Here is a 25,229-nt window from a genome sequence, read left to right on the forward strand (position 1 = left end):
GCGACGCCCGTGGAGAGATAGGCGCGCCCAAACGAAAAGGGCGGACCATTCGGCCCGCCCTTTGAGATCGATTTACAGAGGCCGCTCAGCGTGCAGCGGGCGCCGCTGCCGAGGCATTGGCGGGCAGACCGCCGAGCTGGGTTACCAGCTTGGTATAGGCATCCAGATAGGCCAGCACGATGACCTGGCCGATATCCGTGTTCTGGTAGCCGCCGCCAGCCGCGCCGGCAAAACCGCCCCACCAGCCCGCGCCGCCGCCGGCACCGAAGCTCAGGTCCGACTTGCGCGAATAGCCCTCGGTCATCGCTTCCTCGACCGTGGTGCGCGCGTTCACGATCGAGAGCGTCACATTGGCTTCGCTCTTCTTGATGTTGATGCCGCCGGCCAGCGCGCCGAACGTGCTGCGGCCCAGGAAGCCGCCCAGCATGCCACCCAGAGCGTTGCCGCCGCTATTCTTGTTGGAGGTCACGATGTCCGGCTGGAGGAAATAGTCCGCCGCCTTCACCTGACCGCGCCCGATGTTGCTGCCGGCCTGCAGTTCACCCTGATCGGCCAGGGCACGCTCCATCGCGCGGTTCTGCATCGAGCGCCCGCGGTTAACGAGCGTGAAGCAGCCGGACTGCTGGATGAAGATGCGCAGGATCGCTTCGGGGCTGCCGAGGCTCAGCTCGCGCCACCACTGCGTGTCCGGCTCGACGATGGCGACGGTGCCCAGATTCTTGGTGCAACGCGGGATTTCGCGCGTGCCCTTGTCCTGCGCCTTGCGCCCCGAGGATTGCGCCATGGCCGGCTGCACCACCAGGCCGATCGCGGACAGCGCCAGCGCCAGTTTGATCGATAGTTTCATGTATTACCTCACCCACAAGGATTATGCAGTCGACGCCCCTGCCGAACCACAAGGCCCGCTGTTTATCACAGCAAAATGGCGGCACAAGGTTAACGACTGCACGGCGGCGGCGCATGACAGGCGGCGCTCCTCATGTCTTGTATGAAATGGTCGTGGCGGGCCCTCTTTCAGAAGGCTTTGCCGGAACCCTTCCGCCTGCTATCGGCGCGCAATGACTGACCTCGCCCACATCCGTAACTTTTCCATCATCGCGCATATCGACCATGGCAAGTCGACCCTCGCCGACCGCTTGATCCAGCGCACCGGCGGACTCTCGGATCGCGAGATGACCGCGCAGGTGCTCGATAACATGGATATCGAGAAGGAACGCGGCATCACCATCAAGGCCCAGACCGTGCGCCTCGATTACACCGCGAGCGACGGCAAGACCTATGAGCTCAACCTCATGGACACGCCGGGCCATGTCGACTTCGCCTATGAAGTCTCGCGCAGCCTCGCCGCGTGCGAAGGCGCATTGCTGGTCGTGGATGCCGCGCAGGGCGTGGAAGCGCAGACGCTGGCCAATGTGTACCAGTCGATCGAACATGACCATGAGATCGTGCCGGTCATCAACAAGATCGATCTGCCCGCCGCCGAACCGGAGAAGGTTAAGGCGGAGATCGAGGATGTGATCGGCATCGACGCCAGCGAGGCGGTGCTCGCCTCCGCCAAGGCCGGCATCGGCATTGACGAGATTCTGGAAGCGATCGTCAAGAAAATCCCCGCGCCCAGTGGCGACCGGGACAAGCCGCTGGAAGCGATGCTGGTCGACAGCTGGTACGACCCCTATCTCGGCGTCGTCATCCTTGTGCGCGTCATCAACGGCGTGCTCAAGAAGGGCCAGAACATCAAGTTCATGATCGGCGGCACGGAGCATCTGGTCGACCGCGTCGGCTGCTTCCGCCCCAAGATTGAGACGCTGCCGGAGCTTGGCCCGGGCGAAATCGGCTTCATCACCGCGCAGATCAAGGAAATCACCCAGACCCGCGTGGGTGACACGATCACCACGGTGAAGAACGGCGCGACCACGCCCCTGCCCGGCTTCAAGGAAGTGCAGCCGGTGGTGTTCTGCGGGCTCTTTCCTGTCGATGCGGCGGACTTCGAGAAGCTGCGCGAGAGCATCGCCAAGCTGCGCCTCAATGACGCCAGCTTCTCCTTCGAGATGGAGAGCAGCGCGGCGCTGGGCTTCGGCTTCCGCGCAGGGTTCCTCGGCCTGCTGCACCTCGAGATCATCCAGGAGCGGCTGACGCGGGAATATGACCTCGACCTCATCACCACCGCGCCGTCGGTGGTCTATCGCATCCAGCTGCGCAAATCGAAGACCGAGGACGCGCGCGAGATCCTGCTGCACAATCCGGCGGACTATCCCGACCCCAGCCGCATCGAGCAGATCGACGAGCCGTGGATCAAGGCGACGATCTACACGCCGGACGAATATCTGGGCAGCATCCTCAAGCTCTGTCAGGACCGGCGCGGCATCCAGACCGGCCTCACTTATGTGGGCGGCCGCGCGCAGGTGAGCTACGAACTGCCGCTCAACGAAGTGGTGTTCGACTTCTACGATCGGCTGAAGTCGATCAGCCGGGGCTATGCCAGCTTCGACTATGAGCAGATCGGCCTGCGCGAGGGCGACCTCGTCAAGATGAGCATCCTCGTCAACAACGAGCCGGTCGACGCGCTCAGCATGATCGTCCATCGCGGCGTGGCTGAGGAGCGCGGCCGCCATATGTGCGAGCGGCTGAAGGACCTCATCCCCCGCCACCTCTTCAAGATCCCCATTCAGGCGGCGATCGGCGGCAAGGTGATCGCGCGCGAGACCATCGCTGCGATGCGCAAGGACGTGACCGCCAAATGCTATGGCGGCGACATCACCCGCAAGAAGAAGCTGCTGGAGAAGCAGAAGAAGGGCAAGGCGCGGATGCGCGAATATGGCTCCGTGCAGATTCCGCAGGAAGCCTTCATCGCCGCGCTCAAAATGGGGGACGACAGTTGAGCGAGCAGACTAGCGACGAGGATTATGTGTTCGATGAAGCCAGCGGCGAGTGGCTGCCGGCTTCCGAACTGGCCGCCAAGCAGGGCGCGGCCGATGCGGTGGAAGTGCGCGACGCGGTCGGCAATTTGCTGGCCGATGGCGATCAGGTCACTCTGATCAAGGATCTGACCGTGAAGGGCGCGGGGCAGACGCTCAAGCGCGGGACGCTGATCAAGTCGATCCGCCTGACCGGTGACCCGCAGGAAATCGATTGCCGCTATGAGGGCATCAAGGGGCTGGTGCTGCGCGCCGAGTTCGTGAAGAAGCGGTGAGCGCGGCACCTGGCCGCCCATCGCAAAGGAGTGCAGCCTGATGGCCAAGACTGACGCCGGCGGACGCTTCGAGCGGCATCGCCAGCCCTGGACCGCCGCCGAGATCGACAAGCTGCACACGCTGGCGAAGAAGGGCATGGCGCTGAAAGCCATCGCCAAGGCACTGACCCGCAGCGAGGAATCGGTGAAGGACCGCGCCAAGGCGGACGGGCTGACGATCGCGAAACTGCGTTAAGGCGCGGCCCCTAATCCTGCCAGCAGCAAACGGCGCCCATTCGAGGGAGCGTCCGGCAACCTTCGGGCCGCACAAGCGTCTCATCAGGGCCAGCTCCCAAGCGAGATGGAAGTGGCACATCGCCGTTGTGGACATGGTGCGTCCGCGGCGGTCGCGTGCCCCTGTGCGAGACCATGCTGGAGGATGTCCCCATGCCCATTTCCCATACGCCCCTGATAGAGCGCATTGCGCGCGTGCTCGCCGGACTGCGGCTGAGCGAGAATGCCGATGGCACCGAGCCGAGCGCCAGCCGGTCTGTGGACCTGGAATGGGAAGATTGCGTTGAGGACGCACGCGCGGTGCTCCGCACGATGCGCGAGCCGGACGCGGCAATGGCCAGCGCAGGCAATGAAGAGATTTGGGAAGCGATGATCGCGGCCGCTTTGTCGGGCGAAGCGAGCGGTGCGGGTGCAAACCAAGCCAACCCGGATGAGACCAATCCGCTTGCTCCTCCGATCAATCTCAACGCGGGCAGCTGAAGTCTCGACGCGCTAGTCCCTAGCTTTCGGGTAGCTGGTTGGTCCGGTTCAGCCGGTCGATCACTTCGTCGAGCGGTTCAACGACCGTCACGCTACGGCCTTCGCCAAAGCGAATGCGCGTGCCCTCGCCGACATTGGAGATGAACGAAATCTGCGTCGCATTGACGGCGACGGGGGCGCGGTCCGGGCTGGTGAACTTGACGAACATGGGCACGCTCTCCTGCTTATGATTGGAGACAGCCTAAGCGCATTCTCGCGCCACGCAATTGCTCGTCGCGCGAAGGTGGAAAATATCCGGCAGGCTGCCGCTTCTCGCGCCTTACCGGCCAGACAGGCTGTTGCTGATGCCGAAGAAAAGCTCGGAGAGATTGATGCCGAGTGACAGGAACGCCATGACGCAGGCCAGCGACACCAGCGCCGCGATCAGCCCATATTCCACTGCCGTCGCACCGCGCTCATTTGCCCGCAGCCGAGCAAAGGGCGTCAGGTCACGGTCAACAGCAGGTGATGTCTGGCGCGGCATGGGGCACTCCTCACATTTGCCGGTTCAACGTCGTCGCAAATGGTGGAGAGGTGGTAAAGAGAAGCGCCAAATGACGTGGGGCTAAGGGGGCGACAGGTCCGTCAGCCCAAACCGAGTGAAGCCACGGCGATCAATGCCGCGATACCGGTGAGGCTGGTTACCAGCCCAAGTTCCAAAGCCTTTGCTCCGCGCTCGGTGCGGAGAATCCGCATAATCATGTCATCCTCCAATGACATAACCCATAGCACCGGCTGGCTTTACGTGCGCTTAACGAAGCCGTTGGAAGACGACCGATCCACACAAAAAGCCCTCCAGACTGGGCGCGCGGAAGCGATTCCTCCGCCCAAGTCTCAGTCCGCCAATTGACGTGGCGACAGACTCACGGCAGGAGCAAGCATGGCCGACATGACCGATCCCGTTTCCGCCGATCCACTTGCCCAGCCCGCATCCTTCAAGCGCCGGGGGATGCTTTTCGTGCTGTCCTCCCCTTCCGGGGCCGGCAAATCCACCATCTCGCGCAAGCTGCTGGCGCATGATCCGGGCCTGACCATGTCCGTCTCCGCCACCACCCGGCCGATGCGGCCCGGCGAAGTCGACGGCAAGGATTATCATTTCGTCGATCTCGAGCGGTTCCGCGCCATGGTGACGGACAATCAGTTCCTCGAATGGGCACATGTGTTCGATCATCGCTACGGCACGCCGCGCGCGCCGGTGGAAGGGATGCTGGAAGCCGGGCACGACGTGCTGTTCGATATCGACTGGCAGGGCGCCCAGCAGCTTCACCAGCTTGCCGGCGGCGATGTGGTCCGCGTGTTCATCCTGCCCCCCTCGATGATCGAGCTGGAAGCGCGGCTGCGGGGACGCGGCACAGACAGCAACGACGTGATCGAGCGGCGCATGGCGCGCGCGCACAGCGAAATCGCCCACTGGGACGGCTATGATTATGTGCTCGTCAATGACGACGCCGAAGCCTGTTTCGCCAAGGTGCTCACGATCCTGCAGGCCGAACGGCTCAAGCGCCACCGGCAGACCGGCATCATCGGCTTCATCCGCAAGCTCGATCGCGAGGAAATCTAGCCCTCACACCGGCCCGCAGGGGTCATCGGCCCGGCCACGCAAAACTTTGCAAGCCAGATGCCCTCCATATCTGTATGGGGGGCGCATAAGGCGGACCACCAAACAGGATGACGCGCGCAGATGAGGCCTTTGAAACAGGCTTTGCGGCGAGGATGGTCCACCGCTCCACTCTTTTTTGATTAGCGAGATACATGCCCTTTTCCACACTCCCCCCTCTTCTCGCCAACGCCCTTGCCGAGCGCGGCTATGCCGACCCCACGCCGGTTCAGGCCGAAGTTCTGGAGGCGCAGGCGCATGGCCGTGACCTCATCGTCTCGGCGCAGACCGGATCGGGAAAGACCGTGGCGTTCGGCCTCGCCATTGCCACCGACCTGCTGGAAGATGGCGAGCGCATGGCGCCGCCCGGCCTGCCCCAGGCGCTGATCATCGCGCCGACCCGTGAACTGGCGCTGCAGGTCAGCCGCGAGCTGATCTGGCTCTATGGCAAGGCCGGCGCCCGCATCGCCACCTGCGTCGGCGGCATGGATGCGAGCAAGGAGCGCCGTGCGCTCTCGCATGGCGCGCAGATCGTGGTCGGCACGCCCGGCCGCCTGCGCGACCACCTGGAACGCGGCGCCCTCAACCTCTCCACCCTGCGCGCGGTGGTGCTGGACGAAGCCGACGAGATGCTCGACATGGGCTTCCGCGAGGATCTGGAAGAAATTCTCGACGGCACGCCGCAGGAGCGCCGCACGCTGCTCTTCTCCGCGACCATGCCGGCCCCCATCGTGGCGCTTGCCCGGCGCTATCAGCGCGGCGCGCTGCGCATCTCGACGGTGACGCAGGAGCGCGGCCATGGCGACATCAGCTATCAGGCGATGGCTGTGGCGCCGGCCGACATCGAACATGCCGTGGTGAACCTGCTGCGCTTCCACGAAGCCGAGACGGCGATGCTGTTCTGCGCCACGCGCGACAATGTGCGCCACCTCCATGCCGGGCTGGTCGAGCGCGGCTTCGCGGTCGTTGCCCTTTCCGGCGAGCATAGCCAGAATGAGCGCAATCAGGCGCTGCAATCCTTGCGCGACCGGCGGGCACGCGTGTGCGTCGCAACCGACGTGGCCGCGCGCGGGATCGACCTGCCGACGCTGAGCCTGGTTGTCCATGTCGAGATTCCGCGCGATGCCGAGACGCTGCAGCACCGCTCCGGCCGCACCGGGCGCGCGGGCAAGAAGGGCACCGCCGTGCTCATCGTGCCCTATCCGCGCCGTCGCCGGGTGGAATCGATGCTGCGTGGCGCGCGCATTCAGGCGGACTGGATTTCGCCGCCCTCTGCCGAGGACATTCGCCGCGCCGATACCCAGCGCCTGCTCGATACACTGCGCGCGCCTGTCGAGCTGAGCGAGCAGGATCATGAGCTGGGCCGCCAGCTTCTGGCCGAGCGCAGCCCGGAAGATGTCGCCGCGATGCTGGCCCATGCCTATCGCGCGCGCCTGCCCGAGCCTGAAGATCTGCTGGGCAGCGATGCCCCCGCCGAACCGCGCGGACCCCGCCCCGGTTTCGAGCAGAGCGCCTGGTTCCGCCTGAATGTCGGCCGCAATCAGAATGCCGATCCGCGATGGATTCTGCCGCTGCTCTGCCGGCGCGGCCACATCAGCCGCACAGAGATCGGCGCGATCCGCATCGCCGCGCAGGAAACCTTGTTCGAGGTCGCGGGCGGCGTCGCTGCGCGCTTCCTCGACGCCGTGCGCCGCACCGCCAGCGAGGATGACGAGGTCGACATCCAGCCGACCGACGGCAAGCCCCGCGAGGAAGCGCGCCGCAATCGCCGCGACAACGCTCGCCCCGTCCATGCGCCCAAGCCCTATCGCGCACCCGCGGCGCGCGGGCCGCATGGGGGCCGACCAGATCAGGCCCAGCCCGGCCCGCATGGCGCCGGCAAGAAGAAGGGTCCGAACAAGTGGAAGGGCGGCGCCAAGCCCTTTGCGCACAAGAAGCCCGGCAAGGATAGATGATCGCAATCCTCGTCGATGCCGATGCCTGCCCGGTGAAGGAAGAAATCTACCGGGTGGCATTTCGGCATGAGACGCCGGTCAGGATCGTCAGCAACCAGCGCATCCGCATCCCCGATCATCCGCTGGTCGAGCGGGTGGTCGTGTCCGACGCCTTCGACGCGGCCGACGACTGGATCGCCGAGCAGGCTGGCCCGACGACGATCTGCATCACTGCGGACATTTTGCTCGCCGATCGCTGCCTGAAAGCCGGCGCGAGCGTGATCGCCCCGACCGGCAAGCCCTTCACCACCGCCTCCATCGGCAGCGCCATCGCGACCCGCGCCATCATGGCCGATCTGCGCGCCGGCGGCGACATCATCGGCGGCCCCGCGCCATTCAGCAAGGCGGACCGCTCACGCTTTCTTTCGGCGCTGGATGAGACGATCGTGCGGCTGAAGCGGTCGCGCTGAGGGCTAGGGTCCGCGTTACGTCACTTCCGCTTGGGCAGCGGCGGCAGAGCCTTGGCTTCCTCCAGCACGCTCGTGTCGATCAGCGTCGCGAGTTGCGCGCGGGTGCGCGGCGTGCGCTTGTCCTGCTTGGCGAGCCAGGCTTCCTCTTCTTCGAGCACGTCCAGCAGGTCGCCGGTCCAGTCCGCCAGCCAATTGTGGTGGGACCAGCTCTGCTTGACCAGCTCCAGCGGATAGCCGCTGTTCTGCGCCACCAGCTCCTGCGCCCGTGTGGGATCGCGGCGGACCTCCTGCGTGGCATCGATGATCGCGCGGACCATCACAACGATGTTCCGCCGCATCTCCGGATTGGCCAGCGCACCGGCGGTGGTGTTGAGATTGAACAGCTCACGATAGACGCCCTTGCCGCTGAACTCGATGGCATCATCGCCGATGGCCTGCGCGGCGCGTTCGACTTCCGGCTCCCAGATCGCCACGGCATCGACCTTCCGGTCGGCCAGCGCCTGAGGCATGTCCGGCAGCTTCATGCCGACCATGGTGACATCGTCGCTGGAAAGGCCGACGGTTTTCAGCATCTTCTGGGTGAAGAATCCGGATGAAGTGACGGAAATGGTCGCAATCCGCTTGCCCTTGAGGTCAGCCAGCGAATTGATGCCGGCGGACTTGCGCGCGACGATGCGGTACAGTCCTTCGGTCACGGTCATGACGATCCGCATGTCCGGGTTGCGCAGCGAATAGCGCAGCGCCTGCGTCTCCGCATTGGTCGCGATGTCGGCCGGCGCGCTGCTGTCATCTGGCGTCGCACCGGGCTCGCCGACAAGATTGGCGACGCTCCCGCGTCCGATGGTGACGGGAGCGGGATAATAGGATTCAGCGGCGATGAAGAGCGGCGCGAACTCGAACACGGTGAGATTGCCGAACGCGCGGATCGGGCCAGCCTGCGCCACAGTTGCAGAGGTTGCCGACGCCGAGGCCACGGGCGTATCCGTCTGGGTGCAAGCCGAGGTGCCGGCAAGCAGAAGTGAGAGACCGGCCAACAGGACGCCGCGCCCACGCCGACGCGCATGGCCATGGCTCATCGCCCGATTGAATGCCGACATCCTCTTCTCCCTCACATCGCTTTTGACGGCAGGAGGCTAGCGAGCCGCAAGGCCGCCAACAATGCCCGGAACGGCATTGATCCTTGCCTGGGGTGGCGGGGGTTGGGGTTTGCTGGTTACAGGACAAGAGTGGTCAGTACAGACGAGACGCCGTTGCGGGCATTTGAAGGATCCGTAAACTCGGGGGCATCTGGCGTGGACGGGCAGAGATGGGGAGGCCTGGGTGAAAGTGTGCATACGCATTATCCTCCCAATCATCGCCTTAGGCGCGCTGGCCGTATATTGCTTACTCCCGCACCCGACTCATGATCAGGCGCAACTGAAATCAATCGCAGCCGATTCTCGACATCTGATGGGGGCCTATCCGCTTCGTGCTTCAGAGCGTTCCGTCGACATCCCACAAGATAAGTGGCCACCTGCAATCGCAAGGCTGAAGCCCTATTCGGTCACAGTCTACCCAGGGATGGTGGATATCGCGACAACGCCATCTTTCGATGGTGGCTGGGGCTATGGTTTCGCTTTAGACATGAAGGACCTGACGATGCTCTTAGGGTGCTGGTCGGAACTGGGACACGGCGTGTATTGGCACACCCCCTGCTGATGCCGACTCACCAAGCCAAGCTTTTCGTTCGCCGACCTCTTGTTAACGCTCCAAAGCGGTCATGGCACGCACCCGACCGTTGGGTTTACAAGCGGCCTGTCCAGACACGACGACATAGCTGCCTCTCGACGATCACTCTTCTAAGCTCGATTTCCTCAGCCAGTTTATTCGTCTCCTTCTCTTCCGATCGAGAGAGACAATGGAACCGGGTCGCCGTCGCTCTCAGCGGCGATAGCGTCAGCGAAACCTAGCCTTTACCAGAAAGTTCAGCTGCCCAACCAAAGCATAGGCGGGCAGCCGACTAAGAAAACGTCGATCACTGGGGGAAATGGATCCCGCACAGCTTATTTCCATCTGGATCGCGGAAATAGGCGAGTTCAATCGTGCCCAGAGACGCCGTATTGCGGGGACCGGGGGGTGCCTCAATCGATGTGGCGCCATTTGCAACGGCGACATCGTGAAACTGTTTTACCTGCTCTGGCGAACTGCATGAAAAGGCAACGGTGCCGCCGTTCGCGACGGTCGCAGGTTCGTCGTTGATTGGCTGCGTAACAATGAAATTGGTACCATTCCCGTTGTTGTAGATCAGGCGCTTATGGCCGCTGTCGGCCACGTTAACGGTCGCTTCCCCAACCCCCAGCGTGCCAAGTACGGTATCATAAAAGCGCTTTGCCCGCTCAATGTCGTTCGATCCCACCATCGTGTGAAAAAGCATGCTTCTTCTCCGTATTAAGCTACGTCGTGATTGAGCGCAGCCCTGCGGTCCGACCATAGCAGACACGGACGCTCGGTCACGCTCGGATCATCCTCGCCGGCAGTGATCTTTGACACGGCAACGCTCTCTTAGTTCAAACAAGCGAATGGCCGCTTCCCAAGACAAAGCGGCCATTCAGGTATGCGAGCCCCACATTTCTAAACGGACACTCACTCAGTTCGGGCTTGCTAACCCAATCACGCCGCCGCCCGCGCCCGCAACTCCAACGCCGCCGCGATTAGATCACGCGTGTAGTCCGTCTGCGGCGCATTGAAGATTTGCTGCGAGGAGCCCTGCTCCACGATCCTGCCGTTGCGCATCACCACCACTTCGTGCGCGAGGGCGCGGACGACCTTGAGGTCGTGGCTGATGAACAGATAGGTCAGGCCATGGCTCGCCTGTAGGTTGCGGAGCAGGTCGACGATCTGGGCCTGCACGGACATGTCGAGCGCCGAGGTGGGCTCGTCGAGGATCACGAGATCGGGCCGCAGGATGATCGCGCGGGCGATGGCGATGCGCTGGCGCTGGCCACCGGAAAATTCGTGCGGGTAGCGATCCAGCACCGCCGTGGAGAGGCCAACCTCCTCGATCATCGTCGCGACGGCCTCGTAGCGCTCCGCTGGCGTCAGGTCGGGCCGGTGGATCGGCAGCCCCTCCCCCACGATCTGGCCGATTGTCATCTTGGGGCTGAGGCTGGCGAAGGGGTCCTGGAAGACGATCTGCATCCGCTTGCGCAGCGGGCGCATCTGCTTCCAGTTGCGCTCGTGCAGCGGCTCGTCCTCGAACCAGATCGGCCCTTCCGAGCGGCTGATGCGCAGCAGCGCAAGGCCGAGCGTGCTCTTGCCCGAGCCGGACTCGCCGACGACGCCGAGCGTATGCCCGCGCGGGATCGAGAGCGTCACCCCGTCCACGGCCTTCACGAAGGCGCGCGGCTTGCCGAACCAGCCCTTGATCGGGAAATGGACCTTCAGATCCTCGGTGCGCACCAGCGGCGCGGGATCGCCCTCGATCTTCAGTGGTTCGCCGCGCGGCGTCGCATCGAGCAGCTTGCGGGTGTAGGCATGCTGGGGATTGTCGAACACCGCGCTGGTGTCACCCGCTTCCACCACCTCGCCCTGCGTCATCACGCAGACGCGCTCGGCCATCTTTCGTACCACGCCCAGATCATGGGTAATGAGCAGCATCGCCATGCCGAGGCGCTGCTGCAGATCCTTGAGCAGATCGAGCACCTGCGCCTGCACGGTCACGTCGAGCGCGGTGGTCGGCTCGTCGGCAATGAGCAGGTCCGGCTCGTTGGCGAGCGCCATCGCGATCATGATGCGCTGGCGCTGCCCGCCGGAGAGCTGGTGCGGATAGGATTTGAGGCGGTTCTCGGCATCGCGCAAGCCAACCAGCTTGAGCAGATCGATGGTCTTGGAAACCGCCGCCGCCCGGCTGATCGCCGGATCGTGCAGCTTCATCGCCTCGATGATCTGCCGGTCGATGGTGTGCAGCGGGTTGAGCGCAGTCAGCGGCTCTTGCGGGATCAGTGCGATGCGGGCGCCGCGCAGTGTCTGCATCGTGCGCTCGCTGGCGCCGACGATCTCCTGCCCGTCCAGCCGGATCGAGCCGGATGGGTGGAACGCCACCGGATAAGGCAGCAATTGCAGGATCGACATGGCAGCGGTGGACTTGCCCGAGCCGGACTCGCCGACCAGCGCCAGCGTCTGGCCCTTCTCCAGCGTGAATGACACGTCCTTCACCGCCTCGACGATGCGGCCTTCCGAGCGGAACGAGCAGCACAGCCTGTCGACCGCAAGCAGGGGCGTGTCCGTGGCGCTCATGTCGATTTCCTTGGATCGAAGGCATCCCGCGCCGCTTCGCCGATGAAGATGAGCAGCGAGAGCATGGTGGCCATGACGGCGAACCCCGCGATGCCGAGCCACGGTGCATAGAGATTGTTCTTCGCCTGGTTGAGCAGTTCGCCAATGGAGGGCGATCCGCGCGGCATGCCGAAGCCGAGAAAATCCAGCGCCGTGAGGATCGTGATCGACGAGGAGACGATGAACGGCAGGAACGTAATGGTCGCCACCATCGCATTGGGCAGGATGTGCCGGAACATGATCGTGCGGTTGCCAAGGCCAAGCGCCCGGGCGGCGCGGACATAATCGAGATTGCGCGCGCGCAGGAACTCGGCGCGCACGACGTGCACCAGGGTCATCCAGCTCACCAGCAGCAGCACGCCGAGCAGCGTGAAGAAGCTGGGCGTGAGGAAGCTGGCCATGATGATGAGCAGGTAGAGCATCGGCAGGCTCTGCACGATCTCGATGCAGCGCTGGAAAATGAGGTCGGTCCACCCGCCGAAATAGCCCTGTATGGCGCCGGCGGTGATGCCGATGATGGAGCTGAAAAAGGTGAGCAGCAGGCCGAAGGTCACCGAGAGGCGGAAGCCGTAGATGATGCGCGCCAGCACATCGCGCGCTTGGTCGTCTGTGCCCAGCCAATGGCGTGCGGACGGCGGCGACGGCGCGGTGACGGGGATATCGTAATCGATCGTCCGGTAGCTGTAGGGGATGATCGGCCAGATCGCCCAGCCGTCGCCCTCAGCGATCATCGCCCGCACGGCGGGGTCCTGATAATTGGCCTCCGTCTCGAACACGCCGCCGAACGTGGTCTCCGGATAGGCGCGCAGAACGGGCGCATAGATCTCGCCACGATAGCTCAGCAAGATGGGCTTATCATTGGCGATCAGCTCGGCGCACAGCGTCACCACATAGAGCGCAAGGAATATCCACAGGCTCCAATAGCCGCGCTTGTTGGCCTTGAAATTGGCCCAGCGCCGGCGCGTGAGCGGGCTCATCCGGCTGATCGGGCGCACAGGCCGGGGATGAACGGCCGGGGCTGCGACGGGCGTTTCGGCGTTCATCAGACGTCCCGCCTTTCGAAATCGATGCGGGGGTCGACCAGCACATAAGTGACATCGCCGAGTAGATTGGTCAGCAGCCCGAGCAGCGAGAAGATGAACAGCGAGCCAAGCATGACCGGATAATCCCGGTTGATCGTCGCCTCGAAACCCAGCAGCCCAAGGCCATCCAGCGAGAAGATCACCTCGATCAGCAGCGAGGAGGTGAACAGCACGCTGACGAAGGCGGCCGGAAAGCCGGCGATGACGATGAGCATCGCGTTGCGAAAGACATGGCCATAGAGCACGCCGTTCTCGGAGAGGCCCTTGGCCCGCGCCGTCGTCACATATTGCTTGCCCACTTCATCGAGGATCGAATTTTTGGTGAGCATGGTCAGGTTGGCGAAGGCGCCGATGACCATCGCGGCGACCGGCAGGGTGATGTGCCAGAGATAATCGAGCACCTTGCCGATGAGCGAGAGCTCCTCCCAATTGTCCGAGACAAGGCCCCGCGCCGGGAAGATGCTCCAGAACGTGCCGCCAGCGAACAGCACGACCAGCAGCACCGCGAACAGGAAGCCGGGAATGGCATAGCCGATGGTGACGAAGAAGCTCGACCAGGCATCGAACGCGGTGCCCGCGCGCACGGCCTTGCGGATGCCGAGCGGAATGGCAACGAGATAGGTGATGAGCGTGGTCCAGAGGCCCAGCGAGATCGAAACTGGCAGTTTCTCGATGATCAGATCGATCACCGGCTGGTCCTTGTAATAGCTGTTGCCGAACTCGAACCGCGCAAAATCGCCGAGCATCTTGAAGTAGCGATAGAGCACCGGCTTGTCGAAACCGTAGAGCTTCTCAAGCTCCTTCACCATCGCCGGGTCCAACTCGCCGGTGGGCATGATGCCGCTGCTCGCGCCGGTATCCACACTGCCGCCGATGGTAGCCGTCGCGTCCATCGCGGTGCCGGCGAACCGCGCCTGGATCTGGTCGATCGGGCCGCCGGGCACGAACTGGATGATGATGAAGGTTATCGTGACGATGCCGATCAGCGTCGGCACCATCAGCAGAAGCCGCCGGGCGACATAGGACCAGAGTGCCGTCATGAGGACTGTCCTTGTGCGTGCCCGGCCGTCTTGCCGGGGTCACTCCACCACGTATCCAGCGTCATGATCGGGAAATTATAGGCGGGCTGCTTTTTCGGCATGCCGAACCGGTCCCAATAGGTGATCGGCATCTGCCCCACCGGCGCCGGGTAATCATGCTGGAAGGGAATGGCGTAGAAATTCCACAGCAGGATGCGATCGAGCGCCCGCATCGCGCCGACCACGGTCTCGCGATCCGTTGCGGTGATCATCTGCGCGAGCATCTTGTCGACGGCCGGATTCTTGACGCCCGGATAGTTCAGCGATTGCGGCTGATCCGCGGCGTGCGAGCCCCAGATCAATGTCTGGCCGATGCTCGGCGTCTCATGGCCGGGAAACATCGGGATGTTAAGCAGCAGATCATAATCATAATGCCGCAGCCGATGCCGGAATTGCGCGCTGTCGAACGAGCGGAAACTGATGGCGATGCCAAGCTGCCGCGCATTCTCGACAAAGAGCGAAACCTGCCGGTCCATCAGCGGGGAATAGCTGATCAGCTCGAGCGCCATGGGGCGACCGGTTGTCTTGTCGATCAGCCGGCCGTCCTGATAGCGATAGCCCGCCGCCCGCAGGATCCGCACCGCCTCGATGAGATTGGCCCGGCGATTGCGCCAGTTCCCGCCAACCGGCAGGTCCGGCGCCTTGGTGAACACCTCGCCCGGCACCTCGTCCCGCACGGATTGGAGCAGCTCCAGCTCCCGCCCCTGGGGCAGTCCTTCGGCCGCGAACTCGCTGTTGGTGTAGAAGCTGTGCAGGCGGCCATGATGCCCGGCGAGCAGGGTCCGCCGCACCCACTCGAAATCATAGGCCAGCATCAGCGCGCGCCGCAATTGGCGATCTGCCAGCGCGGGGCGCCGCGTGTTCATGACGATGCCCAGATAGAAGGATGGGCTGCGGTAATCGATGACCTGTCGCTTGATCTGGCCCGCGCGGAAGGCCGGCAATTGCTTCTCGCTCGCCCAGCGCACTGCGCTCGTTTCCTGTCGGAAGTCGACATTGCCGGCGAGAAAGGCCTCATAGGCCACCGTCTGGTCCCGGTAATAATCGTGCCGGATGATGTCGAAGTTGTAGCGGCCCTTGTTGACCGCCAGATCCTTGGCCCAATAATCCTTCACGCGCTCATATTCGATCCAGCGCCCCTGGCTGAAGCGGCCGACCTTATAGGGGCCGCTGCCCAAGGGGCGGTCGAGCGAGGCGGCGTTGAGCGCGTGCTTCGCGTAATAATGGCGGGGGAGCAGCCACATATCCATCACCACCGTCGGCAGTGTGGGATTGTTGGGCTGGGTGAAATAGACGCGCACCGTGTGCGGCCCACGCTTTTCCGCACGCGTCACGGCCTGTTCAAGGCGCTTGAGAGAGGGCGTCACCAGGCCCTTGGCCTGATCGATGGTGAAGATGATGTCCTCGGGCGTGATCGGCACGCCATCATGCCAGCGCGCGCGGGGATCGAGATGGAAATCCATCCATGAAATATCTTTGGGATAGGTGATCGACTCAGCGACCAGCGCGTAGCGCATCGCCGGCTCGTCCGAACTGCGCCGCATCAGCGGCTCATAGACCTGCATCATGCCGATTGGCGGGGTGCCAAGCAGGGCCATGAGATTGAGACTGTCGAAGCCGCCAATATAGGCCACCCGCAGCGTGCCGCCCTTGGGCGCCTTGGGATCGGCATAGTCGAAATGCTTGAAGCCGGGGCCGTATTTGGGGGTGCCGAACACCGCATAGGCGTGACTGGAGATCAGCTCATTGCCGCCCGGCACGGCCTGAACGCTGGCGGAACTGATCGTCAGCAGCAGCGGAAGGCAGAGTAGCGCCAGCAGGAGTTGCCGAAGCACCCCGAGGCGCTGCCTCACCGGCCCGGCAGATGGTGGCGGGCCGCCATCATCCAGGCCATGGTCATTCGGGCCGTCCGCAGCATCTCCAGCCATACTCTCCCTTCCGAACCCCAGATGGAGTCCAGCAAACAAGTGATGCCCATTCGATCTTGCGCCGAATGTCGCGTCACCCGCTCCATTGGTTCAATGTCTAACTTTAGTTGACCTAACTAACAATTCGAATCGAACTTATCTTGTCATAATTCGGGCTGCCAGGCGCGTAAACGCCCTGCTCGTCATCGTGCCGCGCCTGCTCCGCCAATGCAACCAGCTGCCGCACAGCGCGGCACGGCTTTGATCGCCGCGCGCATCCTGCTAGCCCATGCGCATGAAGAACATCGCCACGCTCACCCTCAATCCCACCATCGATGTGGCCTATGAGGTCGACAAGGTATTTGCCACGCACAAGATGCGGACGGCTGGCGAATATCATAATCCCGGCGGCGGCGGCATCAATGTCGCCCGCGTGTTCGTGCGGCTGGGCGGCAATGCGCGGGTGCATTACCTGTCCGGCGGGGCGACGGGCGTAGCGCTCGATGGCTTGCTCGACCGGCATCAACTGGTGCGCGCGCAGATCCCCATCCAAGGCGAAACCCGCGTCGCGACCTCGGTGCTGGAGAAGGACAGCGGCAAGGAATATCGCTTCACGCCGCCGGGACCGGTGGTGGAGGACGCCGAATGGCGGCTGGCGCTCGACCAGCTCAGTCAGGTGGCGTGCGATTATTTCGTGGCCAGCGGATCGCTCCCGCCCGGGGTGCCGGAGGATTTCTACGGGCAGCTTGCCGCCGCGCTGGCGCCGCGCGGCATCGGCTTCGTGCTCGACAGTTCAGGCGCCGGTCTGCGCGGTGGCCTGAGCGACGAGCATGTGTTGCTGGTCAAGCCGAGCCAGGGCGAATTGCAGCAGCTCGTCGGGCGCGACCTGAAAGGCCCGGATGCCATTGCGGCGGCAGCGCAGGACATCGTACGATCGGGCCGCGCCCGCTATGTCGCGGTCACTCTAGGCCATGAAGGCGCGGTGCTGGCGACGGCAGAGAGCACCCTCTATCACCCCGCCATCCCCATCGACGCGAAAAGCGCGGTCGGCGCGGGGGACAGCTTCGTCGCCGCGATGGTCTATGCGCTGGCCAGCGACTGGCCGGTGGAAGATGCCTTCCGCTATGGCATTGCCGGTGGCACTGCGGCGGTGCTGACGCCGGGCACCGACCTCGCCCGCCCGGCCGACATCGACCGCCTCTACGCGCAGATCAAAACCGGCTGACCAGCGCGCGCGCCGCCGCCTGCACGTCCCGCCAGGTCACACCGAACCCGGCTTCATCGCCAAAATAGGGGTCGGCCACGGCCTGCCCTTCCCGCCCCGGCACCATGTCCAGCAACAGGCCGACATGAGCGCGATGCCCCGCGGGTGCAAGGCGCCGAATGTTGGCGAGATTGTCCCCATCCAGCGCAAAGATCATGTCGAAGCGCTGGAAATCCGCCGGGGCGATCTGCCGCGCGCGGTAGGTTGAGATGTCGATGCCATGGCGCAGCGCGGTGGCTTGGGCGCGCGGATCGGGCGGCCGCCCGACATGCCAGTCGCCCGTGCCTGCCGAGTCCGCCGTCACATCGAGGCCCGCCAGCGACGCCTCGTGGCGGAAGGCCGCCTCGGCCAAAGGCGACCGGCAGATATTGCCGAGACAGACGAACAAAATGGCGGATGGGGTTGGCTTGAGCATGCGCCTCGCTATCATGCGCGGACGACGAACGCGACCCGGCCGCGCTTCGGCCAGGCCGCGAGACAGGAACCCGCCCCCATGTGCGGGCGTTCGCAACGAGAGCCACGCCGAACCCAATCACGGCGGACCCAACCATGACGCAAACCATGACAGGGGATTCACCATTTCGCATCCGTCCGCATTCGATCTTCCAGCGCCCTCAATCGACACCCTCGACCATCTCAGCCTGTTTCTGGATTTGGACGGCACGCTCTTCGAGCTGATCGACCGTCCTGAAGAGGTAATCGCAGACGAGCGTCTGCGTAGCCTGCTCACCCGGCTGTCGACGCGGCTCGACGGGCGTCTGGCCGTCGTGAGTGGGCGCTCCATCGCGCAGATCGACGCCATTCTCGGCCCTATCGCGCAGGATCTGGCGGTTTCCGGCAGCCATGGCAGCGAGCATCGCTGGCGCGGCGTCGCGGCGCATCCGGTGCGGCCCAAGGGACTGGACGAAGCCGCCGCGGACTTTCGCGCCTTCGCCGGCCGGCATGAGGGCGTGATCGTCGAGGACAAGAGCTATGGCGTCGCGCTGCATTTCCGCATGGCGCCGCAGATCGAGGCGGAAGCCACCGCCCTTGCCACCCGCCTCGCTGAAGACCTCGGTCTCCATTACCAGCCCGGCAAGATGATGACGGAACTGCGGATGCCCGGCGGCGACAAGGGCAAGGCCGTGCGTACCCTGATGAGCCGCGCGCCCATGGCAGGCACCTCGCCTTGGTTCCTTGGCGATGACGAGACAGACGAGGCCGCGTTTCTCGCCGCGCAGGCGCTTGGCGGCATCGGGGTGATCGTGGGCGATCGGCGGCCGACCGCAGCCCAATACAAGCTTGCCAATCCGCGCGCCGTACATGCCTGGCTGGAGGACCTGCTCTGATGACTGCAACACTCGACCTCTGGCCCATCGGCAATTGCCAGGTCTCCGCCCTGATCGATCGGGCTGGCCGCTTCGTCTGGGGCTGCGTGCCCCGGGTGGATGGCGACCCGGCCTTCTCCTCCCTGCTCGACCCGGCCCCGCGCGCCGCTGAGGGCGCGCGCGGCTTCTGGGAAATCGACCTGGAAGACTGCGTGGAGACGACGCAACATTATGTGCGCAACACGCCGGTGCTGGTGACGCGGCATGAAGACAAGCATGGCAATGCCATTGAGGTCATCGACTTCTGCCCGCGTTTCCACCGGAGCGGGCGCATGTTCCGTCCGGTCGCTTATGCCCGCATCGTCAAGCCGGTGGCGGGCAGCCCACGCATCCGAATCCGCCTGCGCCCGGCGCGCGACTGGGGCGCGCGCGATCCACACCGCACGCGCGGCACCAATCACATCCGCTACATGCTCTCGGACATGACCCTGCGCCTGACGACCACCGCGCCGGTCGGCTGGATCGAGGACGAGCGGCTGTTCCGCGTCGAGCGGCCGCTGCACTTCTTCTTGGGGCCAGACGAGAGCTTTGCCGACGACCTGCGCATCACGCTGGACACCATGCTCGATCGGACGATCCGGGAATGGCAGGGCTGGGTGCGGGGTCTCGCCACGCCCGTGGAGTGGCAGAAAGCGGTCATTCGTGCCGCGATCACGCTCAAGCTGTGCCAACATGAGGAAACCGGCGCGATTGTCGCGGCGCTGACCACATCGCTGCCCGAACATGCCGATAGCGGGCGCAACTGGGATTATCGCTACTGCTGGATTCGCGACGCTTATTACACGGTGCAGGCGCTCAACCGGCTCGGGGCGCTCGATGTTCTGGAGAGCTATCTCGAATATCTGCGCAACCTCGTCGACAATGCGCGCGGTGGCCATATCCAGCCGCTTTATGGGGTGGGTGGCGAAGCCACGCTGACCGAATGGATCGCGCCGGGGCTGGCCGGCTATCGCGGCATGGGGCCGGTGCGCGTCGGCAACCAGGCGGCCGAGCAGATCCAGCACGATGCCTATGGCCAGATCGTCCTCTCCAGCACCCAGAGCTTCTTTGATCGGCGGCTGCTGCGCATGGGCGGCACCGACGATTTCCATGCGCTTGAGGCCGTGGGCGAGCGCGCGTGGGACGTCTATGACAAGCCCGATGCCGGCCTGTGGGAGCTGCGCACCCGCAGCCATGTCCACACCTACTCCGCCGCCATGTGCTGGGCGGCGTGCGACCGACTGGCCAATGCCGCCGCCGCGCTCGATCTGCCGGAGCGGGCTGCTTTCTGGCAGGGGCGCGCCGATAGCATGCGCCAGACCATTATCGATGCGGCCTGGCGGGAAGACACAGGCCGCATGTCCGCGACATTCGGGGGCGACGATCTGGATGCCAGCATCATCCAGTTGCTGGACCTGCGCTTTCTCTCGCCCGGCGATCCGCGATTCAAGACCACGCTCGAGGCCGTCGAGCAGGGGCTGCGGCGCGGCAGCCACATGCTCCGTTATGCCACCGAGGACGATTTCGGCCTGCCCTCGACCGCCTTCAACGTCTGCACCTTCTGGCTGATCGAGGCGTTGCACGCCACCGGACGGGTCGACGAGGCGCGGGTGTTGTTCGAGGAAATGCTCAGCCGCCGCACCGCCGCCGGCCTGCTCTCGGAGGATATCGACCCCGCCACGGGCGAACTGTGGGGCAACTATCCCCAAACCTATTCGTTGGTTGGATTAATCAACTGCGCCGTTCTGCTCAGCAAGCCGTGGAGTACCATCAGATGACTCGCCTCGTCATCGTGTCGAACCGCGTCAGCCCGCCGACCGGGGAAGGACAAGCCAATCAGGGCGGCCTTGCGGTCGCGCTGTCATCGGCGCTGCGCGAGACAAACGGCATCTGGTTCGGCTGGTCGGGCAATGAAACCGAGACGTTCACCGGTCATGTGAATTTCAGCAAGAGTGATGGCGTCACTACTGCCACCGTCGACCTCGAACCCCAGGATATCGACGAATATTATAACGGCTTTGCCAATCGCACGCTCTGGCCGCTCTTTCACGACCGGACCGACCTCGCAGAATTCGAGCGCAACTTCGCGGGCGGTTATGCGCGGGTGAACGAGCGCTTCGCCGACACCCTACTGCCGCTAATCACGCCCGAAGACCTGATCTGGGTTCATGATTACCACCTCATCCCGCTCGGCGCGGAACTGCGCAAACGCGACGTTACGAACCGCACCGGCTTCTTCCTCCACACGCCCTGGCCCGTTGCGCGCCTGCTGACCTCCCTGCCGAGCCACGCCAAGCTGGTGAATGCGCTGTTCGCCTATGATCTGCTGGGCTTCCAGTGCCAGGCCTGGCTCGATTCCTTCCTCTATTATGTCCACGACCAGTTCCCCGAGGCGGAAATATCGGACGGTGTGATCCGCATCGGCGACCGGACCGTGCGGGTCGTCGCCTGCCCGATCGGCATCGATGCGGGGGACTTCGCCAAAAGCGCGACCACCCCGGAAGCCGATGAAGCGCGCGAAAGCATCCTGCGCAGTCTCGAAGGCCGTGACCTCATCATGGGGGTCGACCGGCTGGACTATTCCAAGGGCATGGAGCAGCGTTTTCACGGGTACAGCCGCTTGCTGCAGGACCATCCCGAGTTTCAGGAAAAGGTCACCTTCCTCCAGATCGCGCCGCCATCGCGCGAGCAGGTCGCCAGCTATCAGGACATCCGCCGCGAACTCGACGCGCTCTCGGGCCATATCAACGGCGAGTTCGCCACCGCCCATTGGGTGCCGTTGCGCTATGTGAACCGTGGCTATGACCGGCTTGCCCTCTCCGGTATGTACCGCTCCGCGCGCGCTGCGCTGGTGACGCCCTTGCGGGATGGGATGAACCTTGTCGCGAAGGAATATGTCGCGGCGCAAGACCCGGAAAATCCCGGCGTCCTCATCCTCTCCCGTTATGCCGGCGCCGCCGAGCAATTGCAGGACGCCCTGCTGGTCAACCCGTTCAGCCCGGAAGAACTGGCCGACGCGCTGCATCAGGCGCTGCTCATGCCGCTCGAAGAGCGCAAGACGCGCTGGCGAGCTATGATGGACAGCGTGGAAACGCAGGACATTCGCTGGTGGCTCAAGCGCTTCCTTGATCTGCTGACGAGCGAACACCCGCCGCGAGAGAGCGCTGCCGAGGTCTCGGAGAGTTCAGAAGGCACAGATACGAAAGAGGCCGCTCAGGCTGCAGCCTCCTCCTGAGCGGAGGGCGCGGTCGCGATCCGCGCCTTGGAGAAGGCGAGCACGCATAGGATGCAGCAGCCGACCGGCACCAGCAGCGCCAGAAAGAACATGCCGGCGGACATGTTGGCAGCGATCAGCGCCCCGCCCACGAGCGGGCCCGCCATGGCACCCGCGCGCGCGACAGCAACTGCCAGACCGATGGCGGCCGACAGCATCGTGATCGGGTAGATGCTCGCGGCCACGGCCGTCAGGGCGATATGGGCGCCGCCGACGCCCATGCCGATAATCAGCATGAGCAGGCCCCAGGTGGTGAATGCCGGCGCCAGCACCGCCAGCGCCACCAAGCCGAGCGACACCAGCGCATAGCCTGCCAGCAGCGCCGGAATCGTGCGGTGACGGTCGATCTGCGTAGCCAGAATGAGGCCGCCGACCAGTCCGCCGATCTGGACGATGGAAGCCATATGGGCCGACGTCTCGAAGCTGAAGCCGACCCCGCGCAGGACCGTCGGCAGCCAGCTCGCCAGCATGTACATGGACAAGGCGTTGAAGCAGAACAGCGCGGAAAACAGCGTGGTGCGAAGCAGATAGCCGCGCCCTAGCGGCGCCAATATGGGAATGTCCGTCCAGTGCCATGCCCGCTCACGCGCCGGTTTGGCCGCTACGGGAGCCGCCGGCAGGCGCGTGAGAAACAGCGCGAGAAGAATCGTGATCACGAACATGAAGGTCGCCGGGACGGTGAACGCCGCTTCCCACCCGCGCCCGGTCGTGAGCCACGGCACCACGATACCAGCGCCGGCTGCCCCGACCGGAATGCCGCACCCGACAATGGTCATCGCGCTCGCCCGCCGCTTGGCCGGCATCACCTCCGCGAGGATCGCCAGCACGTTGGGCAGGCAGGCGCCCAGCGCCGTGCCCGTGAGCAAGCGCCACCAAAAGAGCTGACTAACCGTCTGGGACCATGACGTGCCGAGTGTCGCGAAGCTGATAACGCCCAGCGCCACAACGGTCGTCGTCCGGCGCCCCACCTTGTCGCCCAGTGGGCCGAGAAAGAAGGCGCCGAGACCAAGGCCGATAACCACGGCAGACAAGGCCGGTGCGAACAGGGCCGGTGACTCCCCCCAAAGCTGCGCCAGATGCGGCACGATGACGGGCATCGACCCGATGTCATAGCCATCGATGACCATGATGATGAAGCTCAGCAGGCCGACGATGTAGATTTGGAATCCGCTGGCCGCCTTGGCAGGCGCCGGCGGATCCGCTCGTGCATCGGCCGACAGAATTGCGTTGCTCTGGCTCATCTCGATCCCATCCTCTCACCCTGTCGCCGCCGGTTCATCCGGTCTGGCCGTTCTTGCTCGTCCATCATCGCTGGGCTGGCTCGGCCGGGGCCGTCTTGCCCAGAATGAGGTCAGCCGCCTTTTCCGCGATCATGATTACGGGGGCGTTGGTATTGCCCCGAATCAGCGCCGGCATGGAGGAGGCATCCACCACGCGCAGGCTCTCGACTCCGCGCACCCGCAACTGCGCATCCAGCACGGCAGCATCGTCGGTGCCCATGGCGCAGGTGCAGGCGGGATGGCCCCCGCTCCGCGCCGTCGCCCGCAACCAGCCTTCCAGCGCGGCATCATCCGCCGCATCGGGGCCGGGCGCGACTTCCGCTGCGACCAGATCCCGCGCCGGCGCGGTGGCGAAAAAGCGGCGCATGAAGTGCATCGACCATAAGAGTCGATTAAGATCGCCCTGTTCGCTCAGGAAGTTGAGATGGATTTTCGGCAGCGCCTCTGGATCGGCGGAGCGCAGCGCGATGCTCCCCCGGCTCTCGGGGTTAAGCAGCAGCGTGCCGGCCGAGAACTGGTGCCCCGCGCCTTTTCGCCAGCCGGGGAACCACGGCCGCGCAGCGTAGCTTGCGTGGACGATCTGAAACTGAAGATCCGGCCGATCCTGCAACGGCCCAGAGCGCAGGAAGCCCTGAATCGACATCGGACTCTGCGCCATGTTGCCGGTGCCGAACAGGGCCCAGCGCGCCGCGTGCAGGGCGATCCGGTCGAGCCGCAACTGATCGTCAAAGGTCACCGGCGCGGCGGCTTGCCAGAAGCTGAGCGCGATCGGATGATCCTGCAGATTGGCGCCCACGCCCGGCAGATCGCGCAGCACCGGCACGCCCATGTCAGCCAGATGCGCCGCCGGGCCGATGCCGGAGAGCATGAGCAGTTGCGGCGAGTTGATCGCGCCGCCGCACAGGATCACCTCGCGGCGCGCCCGCACCTGCCGCACCGTGCCCCCCTTGCGATACTCCACCCCGACCGCCCGGCCATGCTCCATGATGACGCGCGAGGCGAGCGCATGGGTCTCGATCCGCAAATTGGGGCGACCCCGCACCGGGTCGATGAACGCCCGCACTGTGCTGTGTCGCCGCCCCGCGCGGATCGTGCAGTCAGGAATGCCGAACCCCTCCGGGCGCGGCACGTTGAAATCCGGTTCCTCGTCATAGCCCAGATTGCGCGCGGTGCGCATGAACGCCGGGAACAGCACCGGGTCCGGCTTCATCGCCGTGACGTGCAGTTCGCCCGTCCCGCCATGGTCGGCTCCCGCGCCGCGCCAATTGGTCTCCGAGCGGCGGAAATAGGGCAGCACGTCGTCAAAGCCCCAGCCGGGGAGCCCCATATCGCGCCAGCGATCATAGTCCGCCGCATGACCGCGAATATACATGGTGCCGTTGATCGAGGAGCTGCCGCCCAGCGCCTTGCCGCGCGGAATGGGCTGGGTGCCATGGCCCATATGCGGGTCGGGCTCGCTCTCATTGCCCCAGATGAAGCGCTCGGTCGCGGCGGCCTGCATCCAGGTGAGCGGCATGTCTATGATCGGATGACGGCACTCACCGCCGGCTTCGAGCAGCGTGACGGAGGTTCCGGCCTGCGCGCTCAGGCGATTGGCCAGCACGCAGCCCGCACTGCCCGCGCCCACGATGACGAAGTCCGCCTCATCCATCGGTCGGTCGCCCTCCCCTCCACGCTGTCTCTGCCAGACCGTTGCGGCC

Annotated in this window: 23 protein-coding genes; 11 read left to right on the forward strand and 12 right to left on the reverse strand. The window is 64.6% G+C overall.

Going from position 1 to position 25,229, the window contains the following annotated elements; translation table 11 throughout:
* Positions 1 to 85: 85 nt before the first annotated feature.
* Complete coding sequence (locus M2339_RS10615) at positions 86 to 847, reverse strand: CsgG/HfaB family protein (RefSeq protein WP_264574542.1); 762 nt, start codon at positions 845 to 847, stop codon at positions 86 to 88.
* A 211-nt stretch (positions 848 to 1,058) separates the two neighbouring features.
* On the opposite strand from M2339_RS10615, the gene lepA reads away from it, so the two are divergent.
* The 4 genes from lepA (at position 1,059) to M2339_RS10635 (ending at position 3,943) form a co-directional block, all read left to right on the forward strand.
* On the forward strand, positions 1,059 to 2,879 hold the full coding sequence (lepA, locus tag M2339_RS10620) for a translation elongation factor 4 (RefSeq protein WP_264572150.1): 1,821 nt from the start codon (positions 1,059 to 1,061) through the stop codon (positions 2,877 to 2,879).
* On the forward strand, positions 2,876 to 3,190 hold the full coding sequence (locus M2339_RS10625) for an alkylphosphonate utilization protein (RefSeq protein WP_181558814.1): 315 nt from the start codon (positions 2,876 to 2,878) through the stop codon (positions 3,188 to 3,190). Before lepA ends, M2339_RS10625 begins: the two co-directional genes overlap by 4 nt.
* A 40-nt stretch (positions 3,191 to 3,230) precedes the next feature.
* A complete protein-coding gene (locus M2339_RS10630) occupies positions 3,231 to 3,425 on the forward strand; it encodes a hypothetical protein (protein ID WP_181558813.1) in 195 nt (64 codons plus the stop codon).
* Between the two features lie 191 nt (positions 3,426 to 3,616).
* A complete protein-coding gene (locus tag M2339_RS10635) occupies positions 3,617 to 3,943 on the forward strand; it encodes a hypothetical protein (protein WP_264576471.1) in 327 nt (108 codons plus the stop codon).
* A gap of 19 nt (positions 3,944 to 3,962) precedes the next feature.
* Here the strand turns inward: M2339_RS10635 and M2339_RS10640 are convergent, their stop codons facing one another.
* Positions 3,963 to 4,151 (reverse strand): flagellar FlbD family protein, encoded by a 189-nt coding sequence (locus tag M2339_RS10640; RefSeq protein WP_181558812.1) that lies wholly within the window; start codon positions 4,149 to 4,151, stop codon positions 3,963 to 3,965.
* A 111-nt stretch (positions 4,152 to 4,262) separates the two neighbouring features.
* Positions 4,263 to 4,466 carry a Flp family type IVb pilin gene (locus M2339_RS10645; RefSeq protein WP_264578257.1) on the reverse strand — a complete coding sequence of 68 codons (204 nt, stop codon included), beginning with the start codon at positions 4,464 to 4,466 and terminating at the stop codon, positions 4,263 to 4,265.
* A 396-nt stretch (positions 4,467 to 4,862) separates the two neighbouring features.
* Here M2339_RS10645 and gmk point away from each other — a divergent pair, with 396 nt between their 5' ends.
* The 3 genes from gmk to M2339_RS10660 all read left to right on the forward strand — a co-directional run bounded on the left by gmk (position 4,863) and on the right by M2339_RS10660 (position 7,983).
* Positions 4,863 to 5,543 carry a guanylate kinase gene (gmk, locus tag M2339_RS10650; protein WP_181558811.1) on the forward strand — a complete coding sequence of 227 codons (681 nt, stop codon included), beginning with the start codon at positions 4,863 to 4,865 and terminating at the stop codon, positions 5,541 to 5,543.
* Between the two features lie 191 nt (positions 5,544 to 5,734).
* Positions 5,735 to 7,534 carry a DEAD/DEAH box helicase gene (locus M2339_RS10655; RefSeq protein ID WP_264606332.1) on the forward strand — a complete coding sequence of 600 codons (1,800 nt, stop codon included), beginning with the start codon at positions 5,735 to 5,737 and terminating at the stop codon, positions 7,532 to 7,534.
* A complete protein-coding gene (locus tag M2339_RS10660; RefSeq protein WP_264577533.1) occupies positions 7,534 to 7,983 on the forward strand; it encodes a YaiI/YqxD family protein in 450 nt (149 codons plus the stop codon). Before M2339_RS10655 ends, M2339_RS10660 begins: the two co-directional genes overlap by 1 nt.
* 20 nt (positions 7,984 to 8,003) lie before the next feature.
* Here the strand turns inward: M2339_RS10660 and M2339_RS10665 are convergent, their stop codons facing one another.
* From M2339_RS10665 to M2339_RS10690, 6 genes are all read right to left on the reverse strand, one after another.
* The gene (locus tag M2339_RS10665) at positions 8,004 to 9,080 is read right to left on the reverse strand and encodes an ABC transporter substrate-binding protein (protein WP_264586641.1); all 1,077 of its coding nucleotides are present in this window, start codon (positions 9,078 to 9,080) and stop codon (positions 8,004 to 8,006) included.
* Between the two features lie 917 nt (positions 9,081 to 9,997).
* On the reverse strand, positions 9,998 to 10,396 hold the full coding sequence (locus M2339_RS10670; protein ID WP_181560230.1) for a VOC family protein: 399 nt from the start codon (positions 10,394 to 10,396) through the stop codon (positions 9,998 to 10,000).
* A gap of 236 nt (positions 10,397 to 10,632) precedes the next feature.
* Positions 10,633 to 12,258 carry an ABC transporter ATP-binding protein gene (locus tag M2339_RS10675; protein ID WP_264586640.1) on the reverse strand — a complete coding sequence of 542 codons (1,626 nt, stop codon included), beginning with the start codon at positions 12,256 to 12,258 and terminating at the stop codon, positions 10,633 to 10,635.
* Positions 12,255 to 13,274, reverse strand: a complete 1,020-nt coding sequence (locus M2339_RS10680; protein WP_413714904.1) for an ABC transporter permease — start codon at positions 13,272 to 13,274, stop codon at positions 12,255 to 12,257. The genes M2339_RS10675 and M2339_RS10680 overlap by 4 nt, the downstream gene beginning before the upstream one ends.
* 65 nt (positions 13,275 to 13,339) lie before the next feature.
* Positions 13,340 to 14,419 carry a microcin C ABC transporter permease YejB gene (locus M2339_RS10685; protein WP_181558805.1) on the reverse strand — a complete coding sequence of 360 codons (1,080 nt, stop codon included), beginning with the start codon at positions 14,417 to 14,419 and terminating at the stop codon, positions 13,340 to 13,342.
* Complete coding sequence (locus M2339_RS10690; protein ID WP_264586638.1) at positions 14,416 to 16,386, reverse strand: extracellular solute-binding protein; 1,971 nt, start codon at positions 16,384 to 16,386, stop codon at positions 14,416 to 14,418. Before M2339_RS10690 ends, M2339_RS10685 begins: the two co-directional genes overlap by 4 nt.
* A 274-nt stretch (positions 16,387 to 16,660) precedes the next feature.
* Here M2339_RS10690 and M2339_RS10695 point away from each other — a divergent pair, with 274 nt between their 5' ends.
* Entirely contained in the window at positions 16,661 to 17,590 is a 930-nt protein-coding gene (locus M2339_RS10695; protein WP_264586637.1) for a 1-phosphofructokinase family hexose kinase, read from the forward strand.
* Here M2339_RS10695 and M2339_RS10700 read toward each other — a convergent pair.
* Positions 17,577 to 18,044: a low molecular weight protein-tyrosine-phosphatase gene (locus M2339_RS10700; protein WP_264586636.1), complete on the reverse strand. Its 468-nt coding sequence runs from the start codon at positions 18,042 to 18,044 to the stop codon at positions 17,577 to 17,579. The genes M2339_RS10695 and M2339_RS10700 overlap by 14 nt on opposite strands.
* A 238-nt stretch (positions 18,045 to 18,282) precedes the next feature.
* Between M2339_RS10700 and otsB the strand changes: the two genes are divergently transcribed.
* Genes otsB through M2339_RS10715 form a run of 3 tightly spaced genes read left to right on the forward strand, consistent with a single transcriptional unit; the run spans position 18,283 to position 22,210 of the window.
* On the forward strand, positions 18,283 to 18,957 hold the full coding sequence (gene otsB / locus M2339_RS10705) for a trehalose-phosphatase (protein ID WP_319801001.1): 675 nt from the start codon (positions 18,283 to 18,285) through the stop codon (positions 18,955 to 18,957).
* The gene (locus tag M2339_RS10710; protein WP_264586635.1) at positions 18,957 to 20,753 is read left to right on the forward strand and encodes a glycoside hydrolase family 15 protein; all 1,797 of its coding nucleotides are present in this window, start codon (positions 18,957 to 18,959) and stop codon (positions 20,751 to 20,753) included. The genes otsB and M2339_RS10710 overlap by 1 nt, the downstream gene beginning before the upstream one ends.
* The gene (locus tag M2339_RS10715; protein WP_264586634.1) at positions 20,750 to 22,210 is read left to right on the forward strand and encodes an alpha,alpha-trehalose-phosphate synthase (UDP-forming); all 1,461 of its coding nucleotides are present in this window, start codon (positions 20,750 to 20,752) and stop codon (positions 22,208 to 22,210) included. Before M2339_RS10710 ends, M2339_RS10715 begins: the two co-directional genes overlap by 4 nt.
* On the opposite strand, the gene M2339_RS10720 is transcribed toward M2339_RS10715, so the two are convergent.
* Both M2339_RS10720 and M2339_RS10725 read right to left on the reverse strand, forming a co-directional pair.
* On the reverse strand, positions 22,189 to 23,490 hold the full coding sequence (locus M2339_RS10720) for an MFS transporter (protein ID WP_264586633.1): 1,302 nt from the start codon (positions 23,488 to 23,490) through the stop codon (positions 22,189 to 22,191). The two genes, M2339_RS10715 and M2339_RS10720, sit on opposite strands and share 22 nt — an antisense overlap.
* A gap of 64 nt (positions 23,491 to 23,554) precedes the next feature.
* The gene (locus tag M2339_RS10725) at positions 23,555 to 25,180 is read right to left on the reverse strand and encodes a GMC family oxidoreductase (RefSeq protein ID WP_264586632.1); all 1,626 of its coding nucleotides are present in this window, start codon (positions 25,178 to 25,180) and stop codon (positions 23,555 to 23,557) included.
* Positions 25,181 to 25,229: the final 49 nt, after the last annotated feature.

The organism is Sphingobium sp. B2D3C, assembly GCF_025961835.1.
GTDB lineage: Bacteria > Pseudomonadota > Alphaproteobacteria > Sphingomonadales > Sphingomonadaceae > Sphingobium.

What these genes read in the sequence shown, in the direction of transcription:
- M2339_RS10665 (WP_264586641.1), bottom strand. Translation starts at nt 9,080, where the DNA reads ATGTCGGCATTCAATCGGGCGATGAGCCATGGCCATGCGCGTCGGCGT.
- M2339_RS10675 (WP_264586640.1), bottom strand. Translation starts at nt 12,258, where the DNA reads ATGAGCGCCACGGACACGCCCCTGCTTGCGGTCGACAGGCTGTGCTGC.
- lepA (WP_264572150.1), top strand. Translation starts at nt 1,059, where the DNA reads ATGACTGACCTCGCCCACATCCGTAACTTTTCCATCATCGCGCATATC.
- M2339_RS10725 (WP_264586632.1), bottom strand. Translation starts at nt 25,180, where the DNA reads ATGGATGAGGCGGACTTCGTCATCGTGGGCGCGGGCAGTGCGGGCTGC.
- M2339_RS10615 (WP_264574542.1), bottom strand. Translation starts at nt 847, where the DNA reads ATGAAACTATCGATCAAACTGGCGCTGGCGCTGTCCGCGATCGGCCTG.
- M2339_RS10635 (WP_264576471.1), top strand. Translation starts at nt 3,617, where the DNA reads ATGCCCATTTCCCATACGCCCCTGATAGAGCGCATTGCGCGCGTGCTC.
- M2339_RS10695 (WP_264586637.1), top strand. Translation starts at nt 16,661, where the DNA reads ATGAAGAACATCGCCACGCTCACCCTCAATCCCACCATCGATGTGGCC.
- M2339_RS10630 (WP_181558813.1), top strand. Translation starts at nt 3,231, where the DNA reads ATGGCCAAGACTGACGCCGGCGGACGCTTCGAGCGGCATCGCCAGCCC.
- M2339_RS10715 (WP_264586634.1), top strand. Translation starts at nt 20,750, where the DNA reads ATGACTCGCCTCGTCATCGTGTCGAACCGCGTCAGCCCGCCGACCGGG.
- M2339_RS10700 (WP_264586636.1), bottom strand. Translation starts at nt 18,044, where the DNA reads ATGCTCAAGCCAACCCCATCCGCCATTTTGTTCGTCTGTCTCGGCAAT.
- M2339_RS10710 (WP_264586635.1), top strand. Translation starts at nt 18,957, where the DNA reads ATGACTGCAACACTCGACCTCTGGCCCATCGGCAATTGCCAGGTCTCC.
- M2339_RS10685 (WP_181558805.1), bottom strand. Translation starts at nt 14,419, where the DNA reads ATGACGGCACTCTGGTCCTATGTCGCCCGGCGGCTTCTGCTGATGGTG.
- gmk (WP_181558811.1), top strand. Translation starts at nt 4,863, where the DNA reads ATGGCCGACATGACCGATCCCGTTTCCGCCGATCCACTTGCCCAGCCC.
- M2339_RS10645 (WP_264578257.1), bottom strand. Translation starts at nt 4,466, where the DNA reads ATGCCGCGCCAGACATCACCTGCTGTTGACCGTGACCTGACGCCCTTT.
- M2339_RS10655 (WP_264606332.1), top strand. Translation starts at nt 5,735, where the DNA reads ATGCCCTTTTCCACACTCCCCCCTCTTCTCGCCAACGCCCTTGCCGAG.
- M2339_RS10680 (WP_413714904.1), bottom strand. Translation starts at nt 13,274, where the DNA reads ATGAGCCCGCTCACGCGCCGGCGCTGGGCCAATTTCAAGGCCAACAAG.
- M2339_RS10640 (WP_181558812.1), bottom strand. Translation starts at nt 4,151, where the DNA reads ATGTTCGTCAAGTTCACCAGCCCGGACCGCGCCCCCGTCGCCGTCAAT.
- M2339_RS10690 (WP_264586638.1), bottom strand. Translation starts at nt 16,386, where the DNA reads ATGGCTGGAGATGCTGCGGACGGCCCGAATGACCATGGCCTGGATGAT.
- M2339_RS10720 (WP_264586633.1), bottom strand. Translation starts at nt 23,490, where the DNA reads ATGAGCCAGAGCAACGCAATTCTGTCGGCCGATGCACGAGCGGATCCG.
- M2339_RS10670 (WP_181560230.1), bottom strand. Translation starts at nt 10,396, where the DNA reads ATGCTTTTTCACACGATGGTGGGATCGAACGACATTGAGCGGGCAAAG.